Here is an 18,927-nt window from a genome sequence, read left to right as displayed (position 1 = left end):
ATGGTAGTTTTGAAAACTGATTGAGTCAAATGTGAAAGAAAACAGCATGAGAGGAGAGGCAACAGTGGATATTTTAAAAGGAACAGGTTTATTGTTATTAGTTTTATTTTTATTTTGGTTGTTTAGCAACAAGGCACCTTATGGCATGAAAGCGATGGGGGCTCTGGCAAGCGGAGCGGTGGCTGCGTTTCTCGTAGAGGCCTTTCAGTCATATGTAGGAGGAGATTTACTAGGTATTTCATTCTTAGGTGAAGTTGGAAAGGCTGCAGGAGGAATGGGAGGAGTTGCAGCAGCTGCACTAGTTGCTTTGGCGTTAGGAGTATCTCCTGTATATGCTCTTATGATGGGCGTGGTGTGTTCAGGACTAGGCTTGCTCCCTGGATTTTTTGCGGGATACCTCATGGCATTTGTAGTGAAATTTATTGAGAAAAAGGCACCTGCTGGTCTAGACTTATTAGGCAATATCTTAATTGCAGCACCTTTAACAAGATTAATTGGTAATGCATTCTCACCTATTGTAGATGCGACGCTTTTAAATATTGGAGGAATTATTAAAGATACAACAAGTGCTAGCCCTATTTTGATGGGAATTATTTTAGGGGGAGTTATTACAGTAGTAGCAACGGCTCCGCTTAGCTCAATGGCTTTAACGGCTATGCTAGGGTTAACGGGATTGCCTATGGCGATTGGAGCTCTTGCTGTGTTTGGTTCTTCTTTCATGAACTATGTGCTGTTTGATCGATTAAAAATTGGGGATCGTCGTACAACCATTTCAGTTGCAGTTGAACCTTTAACACAAGCGAATATTATTTCAGCCAATCCAATTCCTATTTACATTACCAACTTTGTTGGAGGGGCACTAGCGGGTGTAGTTGTGGCTCTGTTCGGATTAGTAAATGATGCTGCAGGCACGGCAACGCCAATCGCAGGACTTGCAGTGATGTTTGGGTTTAATGACCCTATGAAGGTCACAATTTGTGCAGTACTTTGTGCACTAGCGGGAGCATTAGCTGGGTTTATAGGTTCAGTTGTTTTTAAAAACTTTAAAATTAAAACAGTAGACGATGTAGCTTCAGAGCAAGAAGCAGCGTAAGTAATTCATCTTTTCCTGCATAACATAGCAAAAAAAGCGGTGTACTTATCCTATTTTTATGGATAAATACACCGCTTTTTTTGTGCGTGAATCTCTAACAAAAATGAGAATTTTTAAATTTTTTAAGAGCGTGAAACAAAGCTTCCAAAAAGTCAAAAGCTCAAGTAACATATAAGTAATAACAATGTCTAAATAGCAGGGGGAAAATCCTTATGAAATATAAATCTGTCTTTGATATTATTGGTCCGGTAATGATTGGACCATCTAGTTCACATACGGCTGGTGCAGCGCGTATTGGACGCGTTGCCCGAACACTCTTTGGTAAGCAGCCCACAAAAGTTGTGGTTTCATTGTACGGTTCTTTTGCTCAAACGTATAAAGGGCACGGAACAGACGTAGCGTTGATTGGCGGTATTTTAGATTTTGATACATTCGATCAGCGTATTCCGGAGTCTTTGGACTTGGCTAAAAAAGAAGGAATTGACGTCACATTTGTTGAGGAAGCGGCAATCACAGACCATCCGAATACTGCTCGCATCAAAATGAGCGACGGATTAAAGGAAATTGAAGTTGTTGGAATTTCAATTGGCGGAGGAAAAATTCAAATTACGGAGCTTAACGGATTTGAATTAAATTTATCAGGCATGAATCCAGCTATTCTCGTTGTGCATAATGATCGATTTGGTGCCATTGCGACCGTTACAAATATTTTGATGAAACATTCAATTAATATCGGACATATGGAAGTATCTCGCAAAGAGCGCGGCGAAGTAGCGCTTATGGCAATTGAAATGGATACGAATATTGAAGATGATGTAATTGAAGAGTTAAAAACATTGCCTCACATTATTCAAGTAACAAGAATGGTTGAATAGGAAAGGCCTAGGAGAATAAATCGAATAATTATATATGGTTCTAAAGTGAAAATAAGACAGAATAATAGCGGAGGTTACTATGTTTCGAAATGTAGCAGAACTAGTAGAATTAGCAGAAAGTCAAAATGTAAAAATTGCAGAAATTATGATTCAACAGGAAATAGATATCACGGGAGTTACTCGTGAAGAAATCATGGAAAAAATGGACCGGAACTTAACGGTTATGGAAGAAGCGGTTGAACGCGGTTTAAAAGGGGTACAGTCTGTTACAGGTTTAACAGGCGGGGATGCAGTGCTGCTTCAAAACTATATTCAAAGCGGAAAATCTTTATCTGGAAATTTGATTTTAGATGCAGTCAGCAAAGCTGTAGCGACAAACGAAGTAAATGCGGCAATGGGGACAATCTGTGCAACGCCTACTGCTGGATCTGCGGGGGTAGTGCCAGGAACGCTGTTTGCAGTGCAACATAAGCTAAACCCAACTCGTAAAGAAATGATTGAATTTTTATTTACATCAGGTGCTTTTGGGTTTGTTGTAGCCAATAATGCGTCTATTTCAGGAGCAGCAGGCGGATGTCAAGCAGAAGTTGGTTCAGCTTCAGGTATGGCAGCGGCAGCGATTGTTGAAATGGCAGGAGGTACACCGAGTCAGGCAGCTGAAGCAATGGCAATTACTCTCAAAAATATGCTAGGATTAGTATGTGACCCAGTAGCGGGGCTAGTAGAAGTTCCATGTGTGAAACGAAACGCAATGGGAGCGGCGAATGCAATGATTGCAGCAGATATGGCCTTAGCAGGCATTACAAGTCGTATTCCATGTGATGAAGTCATTGATGCTATGTATAAAATTGGTCAAACAATGCCGGTTGCATTACGAGAAACTGCACAAGGAGGCTCAGCGGCAACACCAACAGGTCGCGAGCTTGAAGCGAAGATCTTTGGTATTGCATTAAATAAAAGTGAATGAACTAACAACTATTTCAATTAAAACCATTAAAGGTATTGGAGATGAAACAGCACAAGCATTAGAGGATATGCATATTCACAGTGTGCATGACTTGTTAGAACATTTCCCATACCGCTATGAAGATTATGAGTTAAAAGATTTGGCTGAAGCAAAGCACGACGAAAAGGTCACCGTAGAAGGAAAGGTTCACAGCGTCCCCTCGCTTACGTATTACGGCAAAAAACGTTCGCGCCTTACGTTTCGGCTGCTAGTAAACCGCTATTTGATTACGGTTACTTGTTTTAATCGCCCTTACTATAAATCAAAGTTAGAAATCGATCAAACTGTTACGGTTACAGGGAAATGGGATCAGCATCGGCAAACGATTAACTTGCAGGAGCTTCAATTTTCTCCGTTTGTTAAAAATCAAACGATTGAGCCTGTTTACTCAGTTAAAGGCAGCTTAACGGTCAAAGGAATGCGGAAGTTCGTCTCTCTTGCGTTGAAGAATTATGGGAGCAGCATTCAGGATATGCTCCCGGCCTCTATTCGTTCTAGGTACAAACTAGTAACGCGTGAAGAAGCGGTTAGAAGTATTCACTTACCTCGTGATCATGAAGATTTAAAACAAGCGAGACGTCGGTTTGTCTATGAAGAATTTCTACTTTTTCAATTAAAAATGCAGGCGCTGAGAAAGCGCGAAAGAGAAGAAACGCCTGGAATGAAGCAAGCATTTGATTCAACTGAGCTGGTAAACTTCACGAACTTGCTGCCGTTTCCGTTAACAAGCGCTCAAAAACGTGTAGTAAACGAAATTACGCACGATATGAAATCGCCTTATCGCATGAATCGCTTGCTGCAAGGTGATGTAGGGTCAGGTAAAACAGTCGTAGCAGCGGTTGCTTTATACGCCACTGTTTTAGCGGGACATCAAGGTGCTTTAATGGTACCGACTGAAATTTTAGCTGAACAGCATGCAGAGTCATTAACTGCGATGCTTGAAAAGGTAGGCATCAGCGTAGGCTTGCTAACAGGGTCTGTTAAAGGAAAAGCAAGAAGAGAGCTGCTTCAGCGAGTGAGAGACGGAGATGTTCATGTATTAGTAGGTACACATGCCTTAATTCAAGACGAAGTTATATATAATAGTTTAGGGCTCGTCATTACGGATGAACAGCACCGCTTTGGAGTTGGACAGCGCCGGGTTTTACGTGAAAAAGGAGAAAGTCCGGATGTACTGTTTATGACGGCGACTCCTATTCCAAGAACCCTTGCTATTACGGTGTTTGGAGAAATGGATGTGTCCATTATCGATGAAATGCCAGCAGGACGTAAGGCTATTGAAACGTACTGGGTAAAACATGATATGCTTGAACGTATTTTACATTTCGTTGAAAAAGAAATACACGATGGCAGACAAGCTTATGTTATTTGTCCGTTGATTGAAGAATCGGACAAGCTGGATGTTCAAAATGCAATTGATGTGCATGCAACACTCACTCACTATTTTAATGGAAAAGCAAGCGTTGGTCTCATGCACGGAAGATTGTCACCTGATGAAAAAGAAGAAGTGATGAAACAGTTTAGCGTAAATGACGTGCAGATTTTAGTATCAACAACGGTTGTAGAAGTAGGAGTGAACGTTCCGAATGCAACCGTAATGGTCATTTATGATGCAGAGCGCTTTGGGTTATCTCAGCTTCATCAACTAAGAGGACGCGTAGGACGAGGAGATGCACAGTCATATTGTATTCTACTCGCGGATCCGAAATCAGAAGTTGGAAAAGAACGAATGACCATTATGACGGAAACAAACGATGGATTTGTATTATCAGAAAGAGACTTAGAGCTTCGTGGGCCTGGTGATTTCTTTGGTAGAAAACAAAGCGGGATGCCTGAGTTTAAAGTAGCGGATATGGTGCACGATTACCGTGCGCTTGAAGTAGCTCGAGAAGATGCTGCTAAGCTTGTAAATTCCGACAGTTTTTGGACAGAAGAGCAGTTTGCGCTGCTGAGAATACAATTAGAAGCAACGGGCGTATTAACTGGAGAAAAATTTGATTAGTAAAAGAGGCTGAAAGTAGTTTAGTTGAAGGGAAATCCGAACGATGAATCGAGATTCTTGATGAAGAATCCAACTCGTTCGGATTTTTTCATTGGCAGGGTGAACGTCGGTTTCATGTATGTAGATACTTTTAGCGGCTGTTAATAGTCATGAATATCCATAGTGTGATGCACAGAATACAGCATGTGAAAAATGTTGCAATTAGAAGGCAATGATTATATACTGCTATTAGTACCTAGTATTAAAAGTTCGGATGGTGGACAATGAAGCGCAGTAAAAAAGAAAGACAGCAGCTATTAAAAACGACAATTGAAGAAAACCCATTTATTACGGATGAAGAACTAGCAGACCGTTTTTCAGTGAGCGTTCAAACAATTCGATTAGACCGCCTAGAGTTGTCGATTCCTGAACTGCGAGAACGTATTAAGCATGTAGCTTCAAAACAACTAGACGAGGAAGTGCGTTCGCTTCCGATTGAAGAAGTAATTGGAGAAGTTATCGACATTGAACTAGATCAATCAGCGATATCTATTTTTGATGTGAAAACAGAGCATGTGTTTCAGCGTAATCAAATTGCTCGTGGTCACCACCTTTTTGCGCAGGCTAATTCGTTAGCTGTCGCTGTTATTAACAACGAACTAGCGCTCACAGCAGATGCGTCGATCCGTTATCATCGCCCTGTTAAACTTCATGAACGAGTGATAGCAAAAGCGAAAGTTCTGTCAACTAGTGAAGTGCGAACCACCGTTGAGGTAAACAGCTATGTAGGGCAAGAGCAAGTGTTCTCTGGCACTTTTAAAATGTATCGTTCTACAAAGGATAAATAATAAAAAGGATGAGACCCAACATGAAACTAGCTATTGATGCAATGGGCGGAGATCATGCACCGAAAGCCATTATTGAAGGTGTAGAAAAAGCTACTGCTCAATTTAAAGAATTACATATTACGTTAATTGGAAACGAATCAGAAATAAAAAAGTATTTAACGAATTCAGATCGTATTTCGATTATTCATACAGAAGAAACCATTGATGCAACTGACGAGCCAGTGCGAGCTGTGCGTCGTAAAAAACAAGCATCTATGGTATTAATGGCAAATGAAGTAGCCGAAGGTCGTGCCGATGCTTGTATTTCAGCAGGAAATACAGGTGCGTTAATGACAGCCGGACTTTTTATTGTAGGTCGCATCAAAGGCATTGAACGCCCAGCACTTGCTCCGACGCTTCCGACACTAGATGGAAAAGGCTTTTTAATGCTAGATGTTGGTGCAAATGTTGATGCCAAGCCTGAACATTTGCTCCAGTACGCTGTGATGGGGTCGGTGTATGCCGAAAAAGTACGCGGCATTCAAGCTCCTAGAGTGGGACTGTTGAACATTGGAACTGAAGATAAAAAAGGAAATGACTTAACCAAACAAGCTTTTCAGCTACTAAAAAACGCTGATCTCAATTTTGTAGGCAACGTAGAATCTCGTGATTTGCTAAACGGCGTAGCCGATGTGGTTGTAACAGATGGTTTTACAGGAAATATGACTCTTAAGAGCATTGAGGGAACGGCGCTTTCCTTGTTTTCAATGATTAAACAAGAATTAATGAGCACGTTAAAAAGCAAGTTAGCCGCAGCGGTACTCAAGCCTCAGCTGCAGGGTTTAAAAGCGAAAATGGATTACAGTGAATATGGAGGAGCAGGGCTGTTTGGATTGCATGCGCCTGTTATCAAAGCGCACGGTTCGTCGGATGCGAATGCAGTATTTAGCGCGATTAAGCAAGCTGTGAATATGGTGGAAAACAATGTGTCTTCCACTATTCAAAAAGCAATCGAACAAACTGCTAATGAAGAAAAGGAGAGATAAGAAATGGGGAAAATTGCTTTTATCTTTCCAGGCCAAGGGTCACAAACTGTTGGTATGGGAAAAGATTTATATGATGAAACAGAGGAAGCAAAAAAGCTGGTTGATACAGCTGACGAAGCTTTAGGGTTCAGTCTTTCAAACATTATTTTTGAAGGGCCTCAAGAAGAATTGACTTTAACTTATCACGCTCAACCTGCTCTTTTAACAACGAGTACAATGCTGCTTGAAGCGTTTAAAACGAGCGGAATTACACCCGATTTTGTTGCGGGTCACAGTCTAGGAGAATACAGTGCGCTTGTGGCTGCTGAGGTTTTATCGTTTAAAGATGCTGTTGTGGCTGTTCACAAAAGAGGTCGCTATATGGACGAAGCTGTACCAGCAGGTCAAGGTACAATGGCAGCAGTGCTTGGCATGTCTGCGGAAGATCTAGAAGCCGTTACCGCTCAAATTACAAACGAAGGCGACGCTGTTCAGCTTGCAAATATTAACTGTCCGGGTCAAATTGTTATTTCAGGTACGGTAAATGGCGTAGAAAAAGCAGGAGCTCTTGCCAAAGAAAAAGGTGCAAAACGCGTGATTCCTCTAGTGGTAAGCGGTCCGTTTCACTCTAGTTTAATGAAGCCAGCTGCTGAAAAATTACGTGATACGCTAGAAACAGTGGGCTTTAGCGATGCGAAAGTTCCAGTCATAGCAAACGTAACAGCAAAGCCGGTTACTGACAGTCAAGATATTCAAAACAAGCTAGTGGAACAACTGTATTCTCCAGTGAGATGGGAAGAAACAGTTGAGACACTTCTTGCAGAAGGTGTAGATACATTTGTTGAAATTGGACCAGGAAAAGTATTATCAGGTCTTGTGAAAAAAGTAAATCGCCGTGCGGCTGTTTACGCTGTTAATGATCTTACATCATTAAAATCAACGATTGACGCACTAAAAGGGGGAGAATAACATGTTACAAGGGAAAGTTGCAGTTGTAACAGGCGCTTCTCGCGGAATTGGTCGTGCCGTTGCAATTGAGCTGGGAAAGCTTGGTGCTAAAGTAGTTGTAAACTATTCTGGAAGCGAAGCGAAAGCTCTTGAAGTTGTGGATGAAATTAAAGGACTAGGAACGGATGCAATTGCTGTACAAGCAAATGTGGCAGAAAGTGATTCTGTACAAGCAATGATAAAAGAAGCGATTTCTACATTTGGTTCAGTAGATATTTTAGTAAACAACGCGGGCATCACACGTGATAATCTTCTTATGCGTATGAAAGAAGACGAATGGGATGATGTTATTAATACAAACTTAAAAGGCGTGTTTTTGTGTACAAAAGCGGTTACTCGTCAAATGATGAAGCAGCGCGCAGGACGCATCATTAACATTTCATCAATTGTCGGCGTCAGCGGTAATGCTGGACAAGCAAATTATGTAGCAGCAAAATCAGGCGTGATTGGTTTAACAAAAACAACTGCCAAAGAATTAGCAAGCCGCAATATTACAGTGAATGCAGTTGCTCCTGGTTTCATTGCAACAGACATGACGGATAAATTGAATGAAGAAGTTCAGGCGGAAATGTTAAAGCAAATTCCTCTTGCAAGTTTTGGCCAGCCTGAGGATGTTGCGAACGCAGTTGCGTTTTTAGCATCAGATGCAAGCCGTTATATTACCGGTCAAACGATTCACGTTGACGGCGGAATGGTGATGTAAAAAAGGCACTTTACGAAAAGTGCAATTTGGTGATAAAGTACAAAGGGACGTTTACTAGGCGACCGATAAACTTTATTATTCAACCATAGTATTTTAGATGGAAATCATCTATAATGACTTGAGGGGAGGTGAAGAACAATGGCAGAGGTACTAGAACGCGTAACAACAATCATTGTTGATCGTCTTGGTGTAGACAAAAGTGAAGTGAAACTAGAATCTAGTTTCAAAGAAGACTTAGGTGCTGACTCTCTAGACGTAGTTGAATTTGTAATGGAGCTTGAAGAGGAATTCGATATCGAAATTTCTGACGAAGAAGCTGAAAAAATTTCAACTGTAGGAGATGCAGTTAATTACATACAGAGCCAAATTTAATCTGTAGTATATGTATGAAAAGCCCCGTTAAACAGCGGGGCTTTCTCTTCTTTTTAAGAATTTCAAAAAAAGACCTCTTTTTTTTGAAAAGGTAGTGTATCTTTTAGGATACCTCGTTTTATAATGAGAGATGGTAGGGAAAAACTACGAAACAATTGAAGCAGGTAAGCGGAGGTATTTTATGCCTAAACAATATTCAAATCGAGATCGAAAGATGAACGTGAAATTCAAGCAAAATTTTGCCGAGTTTCAAAAGGAAATTGGTATTCAGTTTACAAATGAAGCGCTTCTTTTTCAAGCATTTACACATTCATCCTATGTGAATGAGCATCGCAGAAGACCGTATGAAGACAACGAGCGTCTTGAGTTTTTAGGAGATGCCGTATTAGAGCTAACCGTATCACAATTTTTATTTAAAAAGTATCCAACGATGAGTGAAGGTGAGTTAACGAAGCTTCGTGCAGCAGTTGTGTGTGAACCGTCGCTTGTTACTTTTGCAAATGAAATGGATTTTGGTAAACTAGTGTTACTTGGAAAAGGTGAAGAGATGACGGGCGGCCGATCTAGACCGGCTTTACTGGCCGATGTGTTTGAAGCATTTATCGGAGCTCTTTATTTAGACCAAGGGCTTGATACGGTAGTAACGATTCTAAAAAAAGTTGTCTTTCCAAAAATTAATGAAGGTGCTTTTTCTCATGTGATGGATTTCAAAAGCCAGCTTCAAGAAGTGATTCAACGTGATGGAGTTGGACAATTAGAATACAAAGTTTTGCAAGAAAAAGGTCCAGCGCATAATCGCGAATTCTTATCTCGCGTATCGTTAAATGGTGAAGAGCTCGGCGTTGGTGTAGGCCGTTCGAAAAAAGAAGCAGAGCAAAAAGCAGCTCAAGTAGCTATTATGAAAATTAGAGCAAGTCAAACGAAATAAAATGATCCCCCTCTTAACGCATTCGTTATAAAGGGGGATTTGCTATGAAAAGATTACATGTGTGAGGGGGGATTTCTATGTTCCTCAAACGATTAGATATTGCAGGGTTCAAATCGTTTGCAGAAAAAGTATCGATAGATTTTGTGCCAGGTGTAACGGCGGTAGTAGGACCGAATGGGAGCGGAAAAAGCAACATTACGGATGCTATACGCTGGGTGCTTGGAGAACAGTCAGCCAAATCGCTTCGTGGAGGGAAAATGGAGGACATTATTTTTGCAGGAAGCGAATCACGCCGTGCGGTAAACGTGGCTGACGTAACGCTGACTTTGGAAAATGATGACCAATTTCTCCCGCTTGATTATCATGAAGTTAGTATTACAAGGCGCGTGTACCGCTCAGGAGACAGTGAATTTTTTATTAACAACCAGCCGTGCCGTTTAAAAGATATTGTCGATTTATTTATGGACTCAGGACTTGGAAGAGAAGCTTTTTCGATTATCAGTCAAGGAAAAGTAGAAGAAGTACTAAGCAGTAAATCTGACGAGCGCCGTAAAATTTTTGAAGAAGCAGCAGGTGTATTAAAATACAAAACGCGTAAACGAAAAGCGGAGCTTCGGCTTCTCGAAACGCAAGAAAATTTAAATCGAGTAGTAGATATTCTTCATGAAATTGAAGGTCAGTTAGAGCCTTTACAGATTCAATCGTCTATTGCAAAAGATTATTTGCAGAAAAAAGAAGAATTAGAGCACATTGATGTGGCTGTTACGGTATTTGAAGTTGAAGATCTTCATCAGAAATGGGAAAAATTAAAAGCTGAAATGGCTCAGCACGAGCAGCTTGAAGAATCTCTCGCGACCAATATTCGCACGCGTGAAGGAGAAATTCAGACCCTTCGTTCGCATATTCAGCAAATCGATGAACAGCTAGACTCTTTACATAAAAAACTACTATATGTAAGTGAAGAAGTAGAAAAGCTAGAAGGCAAAAAAGAAGTATTAAAAGAGCGTAAGAAAAATGCTTTTCAAAATAAAGAGCAGCTGGAACGTTTAGTAAAAGAGTATACTCATAAGCATCAAGAGCTAAGTAAAGCAAAAGACAGCGAAGGAAAAGATCTTGAGCAATCTCAAAAAGAAGTGCAAGAGATACGTCTGAAGCTTACTGAGCAGGAACAGTTGTTCAGGCAGTACAGTGAGAATCTAGAAGAAAAACTTGAACAGATGAAAAGCGAATATTTTGAATTAGCGAACGCTCAAACATCCGCTCGAAATGAAATTTCATTTTTAGAGCAGCAAAAAATGCAAACGTTTGAAAAAGAGCAGCGCTTAACAAAATCCAACGAGCAATACGTCCAACAGCGCCGTGAATTAACGCAGCGAAAAGAAGCGGCGATCAAAAGGCTCGCTCAGTTTCGTCAAGAGCTTCAGCAGGCTGTACAAGTGTATAAGCAGCAAGGAGAGAAGCTTGAGTCATTAAGGCAAGCCTATCGTAAACAAGAGTCTACGCTTTATCAAGCTTATCAGTACGTGCAACAGACAAAATCACGAAAAGAAATGCTTGAAGAGATGCAAGAAGACTATGAAGGTTATTTTCACGGTGTAAAAGAAGTACTAAAAGCGCGTGATGGGAAGCTTGCAGGTATTAAAGGTGCCATTGCTGAGCTAATTAATGTCCCAAAAGAGTATGAAACAGCGCTTGAAATTGCGCTTGGAGGAGCAGCTCAGCACATTGTCGTTCAAGACGAACAAAGTGCCCGTCAGGCAATTGGCTTTTTGAAACAAAACGGTTACGGAAGAGCTACATTTTTACCACTGACGTCTGTAAAAGACCGTTATGTTCCGGCTCAAACTATTTCTATGCTAGAGAGTCACGAAGCGTATGTAGGAATCGCTTCATCTCTTGTTAAATACGAAGCTACTTACGACCGAGTTATTAAAAATTTGCTTGGAACCGTTATTGTTGTCAATGATTTAAAAGGCGCGAATGAACTTGCCCGCCTTGTGCAGCATCGCTATCGTTTTGTGACCGTTAAAGGGGATGTGGTCAACCCCGGTGGTTCGATGACAGGCGGTTCAATGAAGCAAAAGTCCAACTCTTTGTTAGGCCGTCAGCGTGAAGTGGAAGCCATTACGGCAAAAATAGAAGAGATGGAACAAAAGACGCTTGTGCTCGAGCAAGATGTGAAAGATAAAAAGTCACAGATTGAAGAGCTTCAACAGGAAATTAATAAACAGCAGGCATTTGTGGAACGCTTGAAAGACAAAGAGCAGGAATCTGACCGAGAAGTAAAGCAAATTGACATCGAAGAAAAAGCAGTGAATGACCGCTTAACCATGTATGATCATGATATTGCTAGCTTTAGACAAGATCAAACAAGCTTGTCCGCTCGAATTGATGAGCTGCATACGAGTTTGCAGGGAAATCAGCAGCAGGCAAATGTATTAGAGAAAAACATTGAAGAGTTAGCTGCACGCAAGCATACACAGCAAACGTCTAAAGAAACGGTTCAACATGAGCTTACAGAAGTAAAAGTGCTTCTTGCGAAAAAAGAACAGTTCCTCACAAATCAGCAAGAAAAATACGAAAGAGTGTGCTTTGAGCTTGATCAAACCATTCAGCGTTTGTCTGAAGCTACAGATGATCTTTCTCTTTTAACGAGTGAAATCACGAGCAACGACTCGGGTGAACTTCAGCTCGAAGAAGCGGCGCATGAGCGAATAAAAGAAAAGACAGAAACGTTACAATTAATGGATGACTGCAGATCAGAGCGGTTGAAAGCCCAGAATAAGCTTGAAGACGAAGAAAGGGTTGTAAAAGAGCTCCAGCGTCAGTACAAACAAATTACGGATGCTTTAAAAGATGAAGAAGTCAAAATCAATCGAATTGACGTAGAGCTAGACAGCCGTCTCCAGCAGCTGACAGAAGAGTACGAAATTAGCTTTGAAGCAGCAAAAGAAAAGTATCCTTTAACATTAGATATTCAAGAAGCAAGGAAAAAAATCAAGCTCATTAAGCTGGCAATTGATGAATTAGGAACCGTAAACTTAGGTTCTATCGAACAATACGAACGCGTTTCAGAACGCTATGAATTTTTAAATACGCAGCGAGCTGACCTCGACGAAGCGAAAAATACCCTGTATCAAGTGATTGAAGAAATGGACGAGGAAATGAAGAAACGTTTTTCTGATACGTTCTCTCGTATCCGCAATGAATTTGGTACAGTGTTCTCTTCACTATTCGGAGGAGGAAAAGCGGATTTGAAATTAACAGATCCGAAAGATTTATTAAATACAGGGGTGGAAATTGTTGCCCAGCCTCCTGGGAAAAAACTGCAGAATCTAGGGTTGCTGTCAGGCGGCGAGCGTTCGTTAACAGCCATTGCCCTCCTGTTTTCTATTTTGAAAGTACGTCCGGTGCCGTTTTGTGTGCTAGATGAAGTGGAAGCGGCGCTTGATGAAGCGAACGTTCATCGCTTCGCTACGTATCTACGCAAATTTAGTAATCAAACACAGTTCATTGTTATTACTCACCGAAAAGGTACAATGGAAGAAGCTGACGTACTGTACGGTGTGACAATGCAAGAATCTGGCGTATCGAAATTAGTCTCTGTTCGTTTAGAAGAATCAAAGCAATATGTTTAACTCATAGAATGAAAGGGTGGTACGAATGAGCTTTTTTAAGAAATTAAAAGAAAAAATTACAATGCAAACGGATTCTGTTACACAAAAATTTAAAGATGGACTATCAAAAACACGCAATTCTTTTTCGGAACGTGTGAATGATCTAGTGTCTCGCTATCGTCAAGTAGACGAAGAGTTTTTTGAGGAATTAGAGGAAATTTTAATTAGCGCTGATGTCGGCGTGGCTACCGTGTTGGATTTAATTGATGACTTAAAATCGGAAGTGAAACGCCGTAATATTAAGGACCCTCAAGATGTACAGGCTGTCATCTCTGAGAAATTAATTGATATTTATGAATCTGGTGAAGAGCAGATTGGTGAATTAAATATGCAGCAAAATGATTTAACGGTTATTTTGTTTGTAGGGGTAAACGGCGTTGGGAAAACAACAACAATTGGGAAAATTGCACATAAATTCAAACAAGAAGGCAAAAAAGTCGTAATGGCGGCAGGAGATACGTTCCGTGCCGGTGCGATTGAGCAGTTAGAAGTATGGGGAGAACGCGTTGGTGTTGATGTTATTAAGCAATCTGCAGGCTCTGACCCTGCCGCTGTCATGTATGACGCTGTTCAGTCAGCCAAGGCTCGAAAAGCAGATGTTTTATTATGTGATACAGCAGGTCGCCTTCAAAACAAAGTGAATTTAATGAAAGAATTAGAGAAAGTAAAGCGTGTTATTGAGAGAGAAATTCCTGGTGCTCCGCATGAAGTGCTTCTCGTACTTGATGCGACGACGGGTCAAAACGCTTTAAGTCAGGCTAAAACATTCTCAGAAGCAACGAACGTGACTGGAATTGTGTTAACAAAACTAGATGGTACGGCTAAAGGCGGGATTGTTCTTGCCATTCGAAACGAACTGAAGCTTCCTGTTAAATTCGTTGGACTTGGAGAAAAAGTAGACGACCTTCAGCCGTTTGACACGGAGCAATATATCTATGGGTTATTTGCCAATGCTGTAGAAGAAGAAACAGAAAAAGAGGCGTAATCTAAAAAGAGGCTGGGATAAAAGTATCTTCGTTGAAGGAAGATCCGAACGATTAATCGTTCGGATCTTTTTATTAGTAGGGTGGACGCAGGTTTCATATTTAGTCGTCTTTAAATTGAAGTAATTTAGTTATGTTTCCATCTCTTTTAAGTGGAAAAATGTGAGGTGTTAAGGAAAAAACTTGACATTCAAACCTCGCCTAGTTAAACTAATAACATGTAAAGGCTTTTCACTTAACAAGGGGGCGGTCAGATGGTTGAAAAGAGCGTGCATATGCTCGAGAAAACAACAAGAATGAATTACTTATTTGACTTCTATCAGGCGCTGTTGACGCCCAAACAAAGAAGTTATATGTCACTTTATTACTTGGATGATTATTCCCTCGGTGAAATAGCGGAAGAATTTGATGTGAGTCGTCAAGCAGTTTATGATAATATAAAACGTACAGAGCAAATGCTTGAACAATATGAGGAAAAGCTATTGTTATTTCAACGGTTTCAAGAGCGTCAATCAATTGTTCAACAACTGAAAGACGAACTTGCAGCCGACTTACACAAGAACAGTAAGCTTTCTTCTCTTCTTGATTCGCTCGAGAAATTAGATTAGGGGGCGGCGTATATGGCATTTGAAGGATTAGCCGACCGTTTGCAAAGCACACTGCAAAAGTTAAAAGGAAAAGGAAAAGTTAACGAAGCTGATGTTAAAGAAATGATGCGTGAAGTTAGACTTGCCCTTTTAGAAGCCGATGTAAACTTTAAAGTAGTAAAAGACTTTGTTAAGCGCGTAAGCGAACGTGCTGTAGGTCAAGACGTTCTTAAGAGCTTAACGCCTGGACAGCAAGTTATTAAGGTTGTACAAGAAGAATTAACTGCACTTATGGGCGGAGAGCAAAGCAAGATTGCAGTAGCTCCAAAAGCTCCAACTGTAATTATGATGGTTGGACTTCAAGGTGCAGGTAAAACAACAACAACTGGTAAACTTGCCAATTTATTACGTAAAAAATATAACCGTAATCCATTGCTTGTAGCAGCAGATATTTATCGTCCGGCAGCTATTAAACAGCTTGAAACACTAGGGAAACAGCTTAGCATGTCTGTTTTTTCATTAGGTGATCAAGTAAGTCCTGTGGAGATTGCGAAACAAGCTATTGCTCATGCGAAAGAAGAGCATCACGATTATGTATTAATTGATACAGCGGGACGTTTGCATGTTGATGAAAATCTAATGGAGGAGTTAGAACAGATCAAAGAGCTTTCTAACCCAGACGAAATTTTCCTTGTTGTCGATGCGATGACGGGTCAAGATGCAGTAAACGTTGCGGATAGCTTTAATAAGCAATTAGGATTAACTGGCGTTGTATTAACGAAACTAGACGGCGATACGCGCGGTGGTGCAGCGCTTTCTATTCGTGCAGTAACTGATACACCAATTAAGTTTGTCGGTCTTGGAGAAAAGATGGATGCTATTGAAGCATTCCACCCAGAGCGTATGGCTTCCCGTATCTTAGGTATGGGTGATGTGCTGACGCTTATCGAAAAGGCTCAGGCAAATGTAGATGCTGAAAAGGCAAAAGAGCTTGAAGCTAAGCTGCGCACGCAGTCATTTACATTTGATGACTTTTTAGATCAACTTGCTCAGGTGCGTCAAATGGGACCGCTTGATGAGCTAATTGGTATGCTTCCGGGCGCCAATAAAGTAAAGGGGCTCAAAAACCTGCAGGTTGATGAAAAGCAAATTAATCATGTAGAAGCAATTATTCGTTCGATGACGAAAGCGGAAAAAACAAACCCTGAAATCATTAATTCAAGTCGAAGAAAGCGTATTGCAAAAGGAAGCGGACGTTCTGTACAAGAAGTCAATCGTTTGCTTAAACAATTTGAAGACATGAAAAAAATGATGAAACAAATGACAAATATGTCAAAAGGCAAGAAAAAGGGTATGAAACTTCCATTCTTTTCATGATAAAATGCTTGATTTGAACTGAAAAAACCAAAGAAAATAAAATATTTTTCTAGTGTTAAGAAAAAAACCTTTACAAACATTTTACCTATTTGATATTATATTATCTTGTTGAAACATATTCGGAGGTGCTTTATAAAATGGCAGTAAAAATTCGTTTAAAACGTATGGGAGCTAAAAAATCTCCTTTCTATCGTATCGTAGCAGCAGACTCTCGTTCACCACGTGATGGACGTTACATCGAAGTAGTTGGAACTTACAATCCTGTAGTTCAACCAGCTGAAGTTAAAATCGATGAAGAGCTAGCTCTTAAATGGTTACAAAATGGTGCTAAACCATCTGATACAGTTCGTAACCTTTTCTCTAACGAAGGCATCATGGAAAAATTCCATAATGCTAAATTAGGAAAATAATTTCACTCGAGATGACATCACTAATCGAAACAATTGTAAAGCCGCTTGTTGATTATCCAGCTGATGTTAAAGTGGAGGAACAAGAAGATGAACGTCAAGTGACTTACATCCTTACTGTTCACCAAGAAGATGTCGGCAAAGTAATCGGCAAACAAGGCCGCGTTGCAAAAGCGATTCGAACTGTTGTGAATGCAGCAGCATCACAGCAAGGTAAAAAAGTGTATGTGAAAATTCAAGAGTAATCAAAAAGGGAGAGGGATAACCTCCCCCTTTTTTTATGTTATGATAAGATGAACGTTTTGATCACAGTAAGTCTTTTGCGAGCAAGAAGCAGCTATTTCAATATGCATGTAAAAAGCACAAGGTCACTATCTTGAGGGCGGAGGGAACGTTTTGAACATTATTCAAAAAGTGGTTGTGAAACAAGTGTTAACTGAAGCAAGCAAACAAGATCTTGAAAATCGTTTTATAAACCGCAAGCAGGCGCTTGAAAAGGAAATGGAACAGCTGAAATTTCAGTTAAAGCACATGGAAAAAGCCAATAAAGGTTCTTCTTTATTACATAGTCAATTTGAAAAAGAAAAATCCGCTCGCCTTGAAAAAATTGAAGTGTTGAACTTTCAGCTGACGCAATTAGAAAAGCTTCCTTTAGGGAGCGAACTCGTTGAAACGGAACTGGATGCCTTAGTAGAGGTAAAAATCGGCGATGATTGGGAAAAGATAAAAGAAAGTAAAACAATTATTATAAAAGATAGCAAAGTTGTTGAGATTAGATAGAGGTGAAGAAGCATGAAATGGTTTAAGGTTGGAAAAATTGTGAATACCCATGGTGTAAAAGGAGAAATTCGTATTGTATCAACTACGGATTTTGCTGATGAGCGCTATGAAAAAGGAAATAAACTTTATATCTTCAAAGAAAAGCAAAGCGAGCCGGTGGAAGTAACGGTAGCAAGCCATCGCAGGCATAAAAATTTTGATCTGCTTACATTCGAAGGCTATCACAACGTAAATGATGTTGAGCAGTACAAAAACTGCGAAGTGAAAATTCCTGAGGAGCAGCTAACGGATTTAGAAGACGGTGAATTTTATTTCCACGAAATTATTGGCTGTACAGTAAAAACAGAAGACGGAGTAGAGGTAGGAACGGTCAAAGAAATTTTAACGCCGGGAGCTAATGATGTGTGGGTCGTTAAAAAAGGCGGAAAAGAAGTTCTTATTCCTTACATCGACGACGTTGTACAATCTATTGATATAGAGGAAAAAGAGATTGTTATTACAGTAATGGAAGGGTTATTGGACTAATGAAAATTGATGTACTATCGCTATTTCCTTCTATGTTTGACGGTGTTTTTGGTGAATCAATTTTGAAAAAAGCACAGGAAAAAAATGCGGTTGAACTGAATGTAGTTAATTTCCGAGAATATTCTACGAACAAACATCAAAATGTGGACGATTATCCTTACGGCGGAGGTGCTGGAATGGTATTAACACCTCAGCCTATTTTTGACGCTGTAGAAAAGCTGACTGAAACAGCTAAGAAGCCCCGGGTAGTTTTGCTTTGTCCGCAGGGCGAACGCTATACACAGGCAAAAGCAGAAGAACTAGCAGCAGAAGAGCATTTAATTTTTATTTGCGGTCATTACGAAGGATATGATGAACGAATTCGTGAGCAGCTGGTAACTGATGAAATTTCAATTGGTGACTATGTATTAACTGGAGGAGAGCTTGGTGCAATGGTTGTGATCGATAGCGTTGTTCGCCTGCTTCCTGATGTCCTTGGCAATAATCATTCAGCTGTGCAAGACTCACACAGTACAGGTTTACTAGAGCACCCCCACTATACGCGTCCTGCTGATTTTAGAGGCTTAACAGTTCCTGAAGTACTTATGTCAGGAAATCATAAAAAAATTGAACAGTGGCGCCAAAAAGAGTCTTTAAAGCGCACGTTGCTTCGAAGACCGGATATGCTTGAAAAGATGGAGCTAACGGAAGAACAAAAGAAACTAGTAGCTCAATTAAAAGAGGAAAACAACCTTTCGTAAATCCATGAAATTTATGCATAAACTCTGTTGCAT

At 40.3% G+C, this 18,927-nt stretch carries 19 protein-coding genes; all 19 read left to right on the top strand.

Annotated elements, in window-relative coordinates; translation table 11 throughout:
- Window positions 1-64: 64 nt before the first annotated feature.
- The 19 genes from MKX72_RS21355 to trmD all read left to right on the top strand — a co-directional run bounded on the left by MKX72_RS21355 (window position 65) and on the right by trmD (window position 18,894).
- Window positions 65-1,093 carry a PTS sugar transporter subunit IIC gene (locus MKX72_RS21355; protein WP_016765419.1) on the top strand — a complete coding sequence of 343 codons (1,029 nt, stop codon included), beginning with the start codon at window positions 65-67 and terminating at the stop codon, window positions 1,091-1,093.
- Window positions 1,094-1,305: 212 nt separating this feature from the next.
- A complete protein-coding gene (gene sdaAB, locus MKX72_RS21350) occupies window positions 1,306-1,968 on the top strand; it encodes an L-serine ammonia-lyase, iron-sulfur-dependent subunit beta (protein ID WP_028411448.1) in 663 nt (220 codons plus the stop codon).
- 79 nt (window positions 1,969-2,047) lie between these two features.
- Window positions 2,048-2,935 carry an L-serine ammonia-lyase, iron-sulfur-dependent, subunit alpha gene (gene sdaAA / locus MKX72_RS21345; RefSeq protein WP_155007666.1) on the top strand — a complete coding sequence of 296 codons (888 nt, stop codon included), beginning with the start codon at window positions 2,048-2,050 and terminating at the stop codon, window positions 2,933-2,935.
- Entirely contained in the window at window positions 2,928-4,976 is a 2,049-nt protein-coding gene (recG, locus tag MKX72_RS21340) for an ATP-dependent DNA helicase RecG (RefSeq protein ID WP_033579773.1), read from the top strand. The genes sdaAA and recG overlap by 8 nt, the downstream gene beginning before the upstream one ends.
- 263 nt (window positions 4,977-5,239) lie before the next feature.
- Window positions 5,240-5,803 (top strand): transcription factor FapR, encoded by a 564-nt coding sequence (gene fapR / locus MKX72_RS21335; RefSeq protein WP_013058909.1) that lies wholly within the window; start codon window positions 5,240-5,242, stop codon window positions 5,801-5,803.
- A 20-nt stretch (window positions 5,804-5,823) separates the two neighbouring features.
- Window positions 5,824-6,828 (top strand): phosphate acyltransferase PlsX, encoded by a 1,005-nt coding sequence (gene plsX / locus MKX72_RS21330; protein ID WP_028410795.1) that lies wholly within the window; start codon window positions 5,824-5,826, stop codon window positions 6,826-6,828.
- A gap of 3 nt (window positions 6,829-6,831) precedes the next feature.
- Entirely contained in the window at window positions 6,832-7,776 is a 945-nt protein-coding gene (gene fabD / locus MKX72_RS21325; protein ID WP_033579774.1) for an ACP S-malonyltransferase, read from the top strand.
- A gap of 1 nt (window position 7,777) precedes the next feature.
- Window positions 7,778-8,518 (top strand): 3-oxoacyl-[acyl-carrier-protein] reductase, encoded by a 741-nt coding sequence (fabG, locus tag MKX72_RS21320; RefSeq protein WP_013058906.1) that lies wholly within the window; start codon window positions 7,778-7,780, stop codon window positions 8,516-8,518.
- A gap of 138 nt (window positions 8,519-8,656) precedes the next feature.
- Window positions 8,657-8,890, top strand: a complete 234-nt coding sequence (gene acpP / locus MKX72_RS21315) for an acyl carrier protein (RefSeq protein ID WP_013058905.1) — start codon at window positions 8,657-8,659, stop codon at window positions 8,888-8,890.
- Between the two features lie 181 nt (window positions 8,891-9,071).
- Window positions 9,072-9,818: a ribonuclease III gene (gene rnc, locus MKX72_RS21310; RefSeq protein WP_155007667.1), complete on the top strand. Its 747-nt coding sequence runs from the start codon at window positions 9,072-9,074 to the stop codon at window positions 9,816-9,818.
- A 77-nt stretch (window positions 9,819-9,895) separates the two neighbouring features.
- Entirely contained in the window at window positions 9,896-13,456 is a 3,561-nt protein-coding gene (gene smc / locus MKX72_RS21305) for a chromosome segregation protein SMC (RefSeq protein ID WP_028411444.1), read from the top strand.
- Window positions 13,457-13,481: 25 nt separating this feature from the next.
- Window positions 13,482-14,480: a signal recognition particle-docking protein FtsY gene (ftsY, locus tag MKX72_RS21300; protein ID WP_013058902.1), complete on the top strand. Its 999-nt coding sequence runs from the start codon at window positions 13,482-13,484 to the stop codon at window positions 14,478-14,480.
- 273 nt (window positions 14,481-14,753) lie between these two features.
- Complete coding sequence (locus MKX72_RS21295) at window positions 14,754-15,086, top strand: putative DNA-binding protein (RefSeq protein ID WP_025750337.1); 333 nt, start codon at window positions 14,754-14,756, stop codon at window positions 15,084-15,086.
- A gap of 12 nt (window positions 15,087-15,098) precedes the next feature.
- On the top strand, window positions 15,099-16,442 hold the full coding sequence (gene ffh / locus MKX72_RS21290; protein WP_028411443.1) for a signal recognition particle protein: 1,344 nt from the start codon (window positions 15,099-15,101) through the stop codon (window positions 16,440-16,442).
- Between the two features lie 137 nt (window positions 16,443-16,579).
- A complete protein-coding gene (gene rpsP, locus MKX72_RS21285; RefSeq protein WP_013058899.1) occupies window positions 16,580-16,852 on the top strand; it encodes a 30S ribosomal protein S16 in 273 nt (90 codons plus the stop codon).
- Window positions 16,853-16,863: 11 nt separating this feature from the next.
- Window positions 16,864-17,094, top strand: a complete 231-nt coding sequence (locus MKX72_RS21280; RefSeq protein ID WP_013058898.1) for a KH domain-containing protein — start codon at window positions 16,864-16,866, stop codon at window positions 17,092-17,094.
- A 151-nt stretch (window positions 17,095-17,245) separates the two neighbouring features.
- Window positions 17,246-17,629: a YlqD family protein gene (locus MKX72_RS21275; protein WP_013058897.1), complete on the top strand. Its 384-nt coding sequence runs from the start codon at window positions 17,246-17,248 to the stop codon at window positions 17,627-17,629.
- A 12-nt stretch (window positions 17,630-17,641) separates the two neighbouring features.
- On the top strand, window positions 17,642-18,154 hold the full coding sequence (gene rimM / locus MKX72_RS21270; protein ID WP_028411442.1) for a ribosome maturation factor RimM: 513 nt from the start codon (window positions 17,642-17,644) through the stop codon (window positions 18,152-18,154).
- The gene (gene trmD, locus MKX72_RS21265; RefSeq protein ID WP_014458419.1) at window positions 18,154-18,894 is read left to right on the top strand and encodes a tRNA (guanosine(37)-N1)-methyltransferase TrmD; all 741 of its coding nucleotides are present in this window, start codon (window positions 18,154-18,156) and stop codon (window positions 18,892-18,894) included. The genes rimM and trmD overlap by 1 nt, the downstream gene beginning before the upstream one ends.
- Window positions 18,895-18,927 lie beyond the last annotated feature (33 nt).

The sequence above is a fragment of the Priestia sp. FSL R5-0597 genome (assembly GCF_038006305.1).
Lineage (GTDB): Bacteria > Bacillota > Bacilli > Bacillales > Bacillaceae_H > Priestia > Priestia zanthoxyli.
The sequence above is the reverse complement of the archived record's forward strand: the minus strand, read 5'-3'. Positions and strand labels throughout refer to the sequence as shown.

Excerpts from the sequence above, each read along its gene's own strand:
- sdaAB (WP_028411448.1), top strand. The coding sequence starts at position 1,306 with ATGAAATATAAATCTGTCTTTGATATTATTGGTCCGGTAATGATTGGA.
- sdaAA (WP_155007666.1), top strand. The coding sequence starts at position 2,048 with ATGTTTCGAAATGTAGCAGAACTAGTAGAATTAGCAGAAAGTCAAAAT.
- fapR (WP_013058909.1), top strand. The coding sequence starts at position 5,240 with ATGAAGCGCAGTAAAAAAGAAAGACAGCAGCTATTAAAAACGACAATT.
- plsX (WP_028410795.1), top strand. The coding sequence starts at position 5,824 with ATGAAACTAGCTATTGATGCAATGGGCGGAGATCATGCACCGAAAGCC.
- fabD (WP_033579774.1), top strand. The coding sequence starts at position 6,832 with ATGGGGAAAATTGCTTTTATCTTTCCAGGCCAAGGGTCACAAACTGTT.
- fabG (WP_013058906.1), top strand. The coding sequence starts at position 7,778 with ATGTTACAAGGGAAAGTTGCAGTTGTAACAGGCGCTTCTCGCGGAATT.
- acpP (WP_013058905.1), top strand. The coding sequence starts at position 8,657 with ATGGCAGAGGTACTAGAACGCGTAACAACAATCATTGTTGATCGTCTT.
- rnc (WP_155007667.1), top strand. The coding sequence starts at position 9,072 with ATGCCTAAACAATATTCAAATCGAGATCGAAAGATGAACGTGAAATTC.
- smc (WP_028411444.1), top strand. The coding sequence starts at position 9,896 with ATGTTCCTCAAACGATTAGATATTGCAGGGTTCAAATCGTTTGCAGAA.
- ftsY (WP_013058902.1), top strand. The coding sequence starts at position 13,482 with ATGAGCTTTTTTAAGAAATTAAAAGAAAAAATTACAATGCAAACGGAT.
- MKX72_RS21295 (WP_025750337.1), top strand. The coding sequence starts at position 14,754 with ATGCTCGAGAAAACAACAAGAATGAATTACTTATTTGACTTCTATCAG.
- ffh (WP_028411443.1), top strand. The coding sequence starts at position 15,099 with ATGGCATTTGAAGGATTAGCCGACCGTTTGCAAAGCACACTGCAAAAG.
- rpsP (WP_013058899.1), top strand. The coding sequence starts at position 16,580 with ATGGCAGTAAAAATTCGTTTAAAACGTATGGGAGCTAAAAAATCTCCT.
- MKX72_RS21280 (WP_013058898.1), top strand. The coding sequence starts at position 16,864 with ATGACATCACTAATCGAAACAATTGTAAAGCCGCTTGTTGATTATCCA.
- rimM (WP_028411442.1), top strand. The coding sequence starts at position 17,642 with ATGAAATGGTTTAAGGTTGGAAAAATTGTGAATACCCATGGTGTAAAA.
- trmD (WP_014458419.1), top strand. The coding sequence starts at position 18,154 with ATGAAAATTGATGTACTATCGCTATTTCCTTCTATGTTTGACGGTGTT.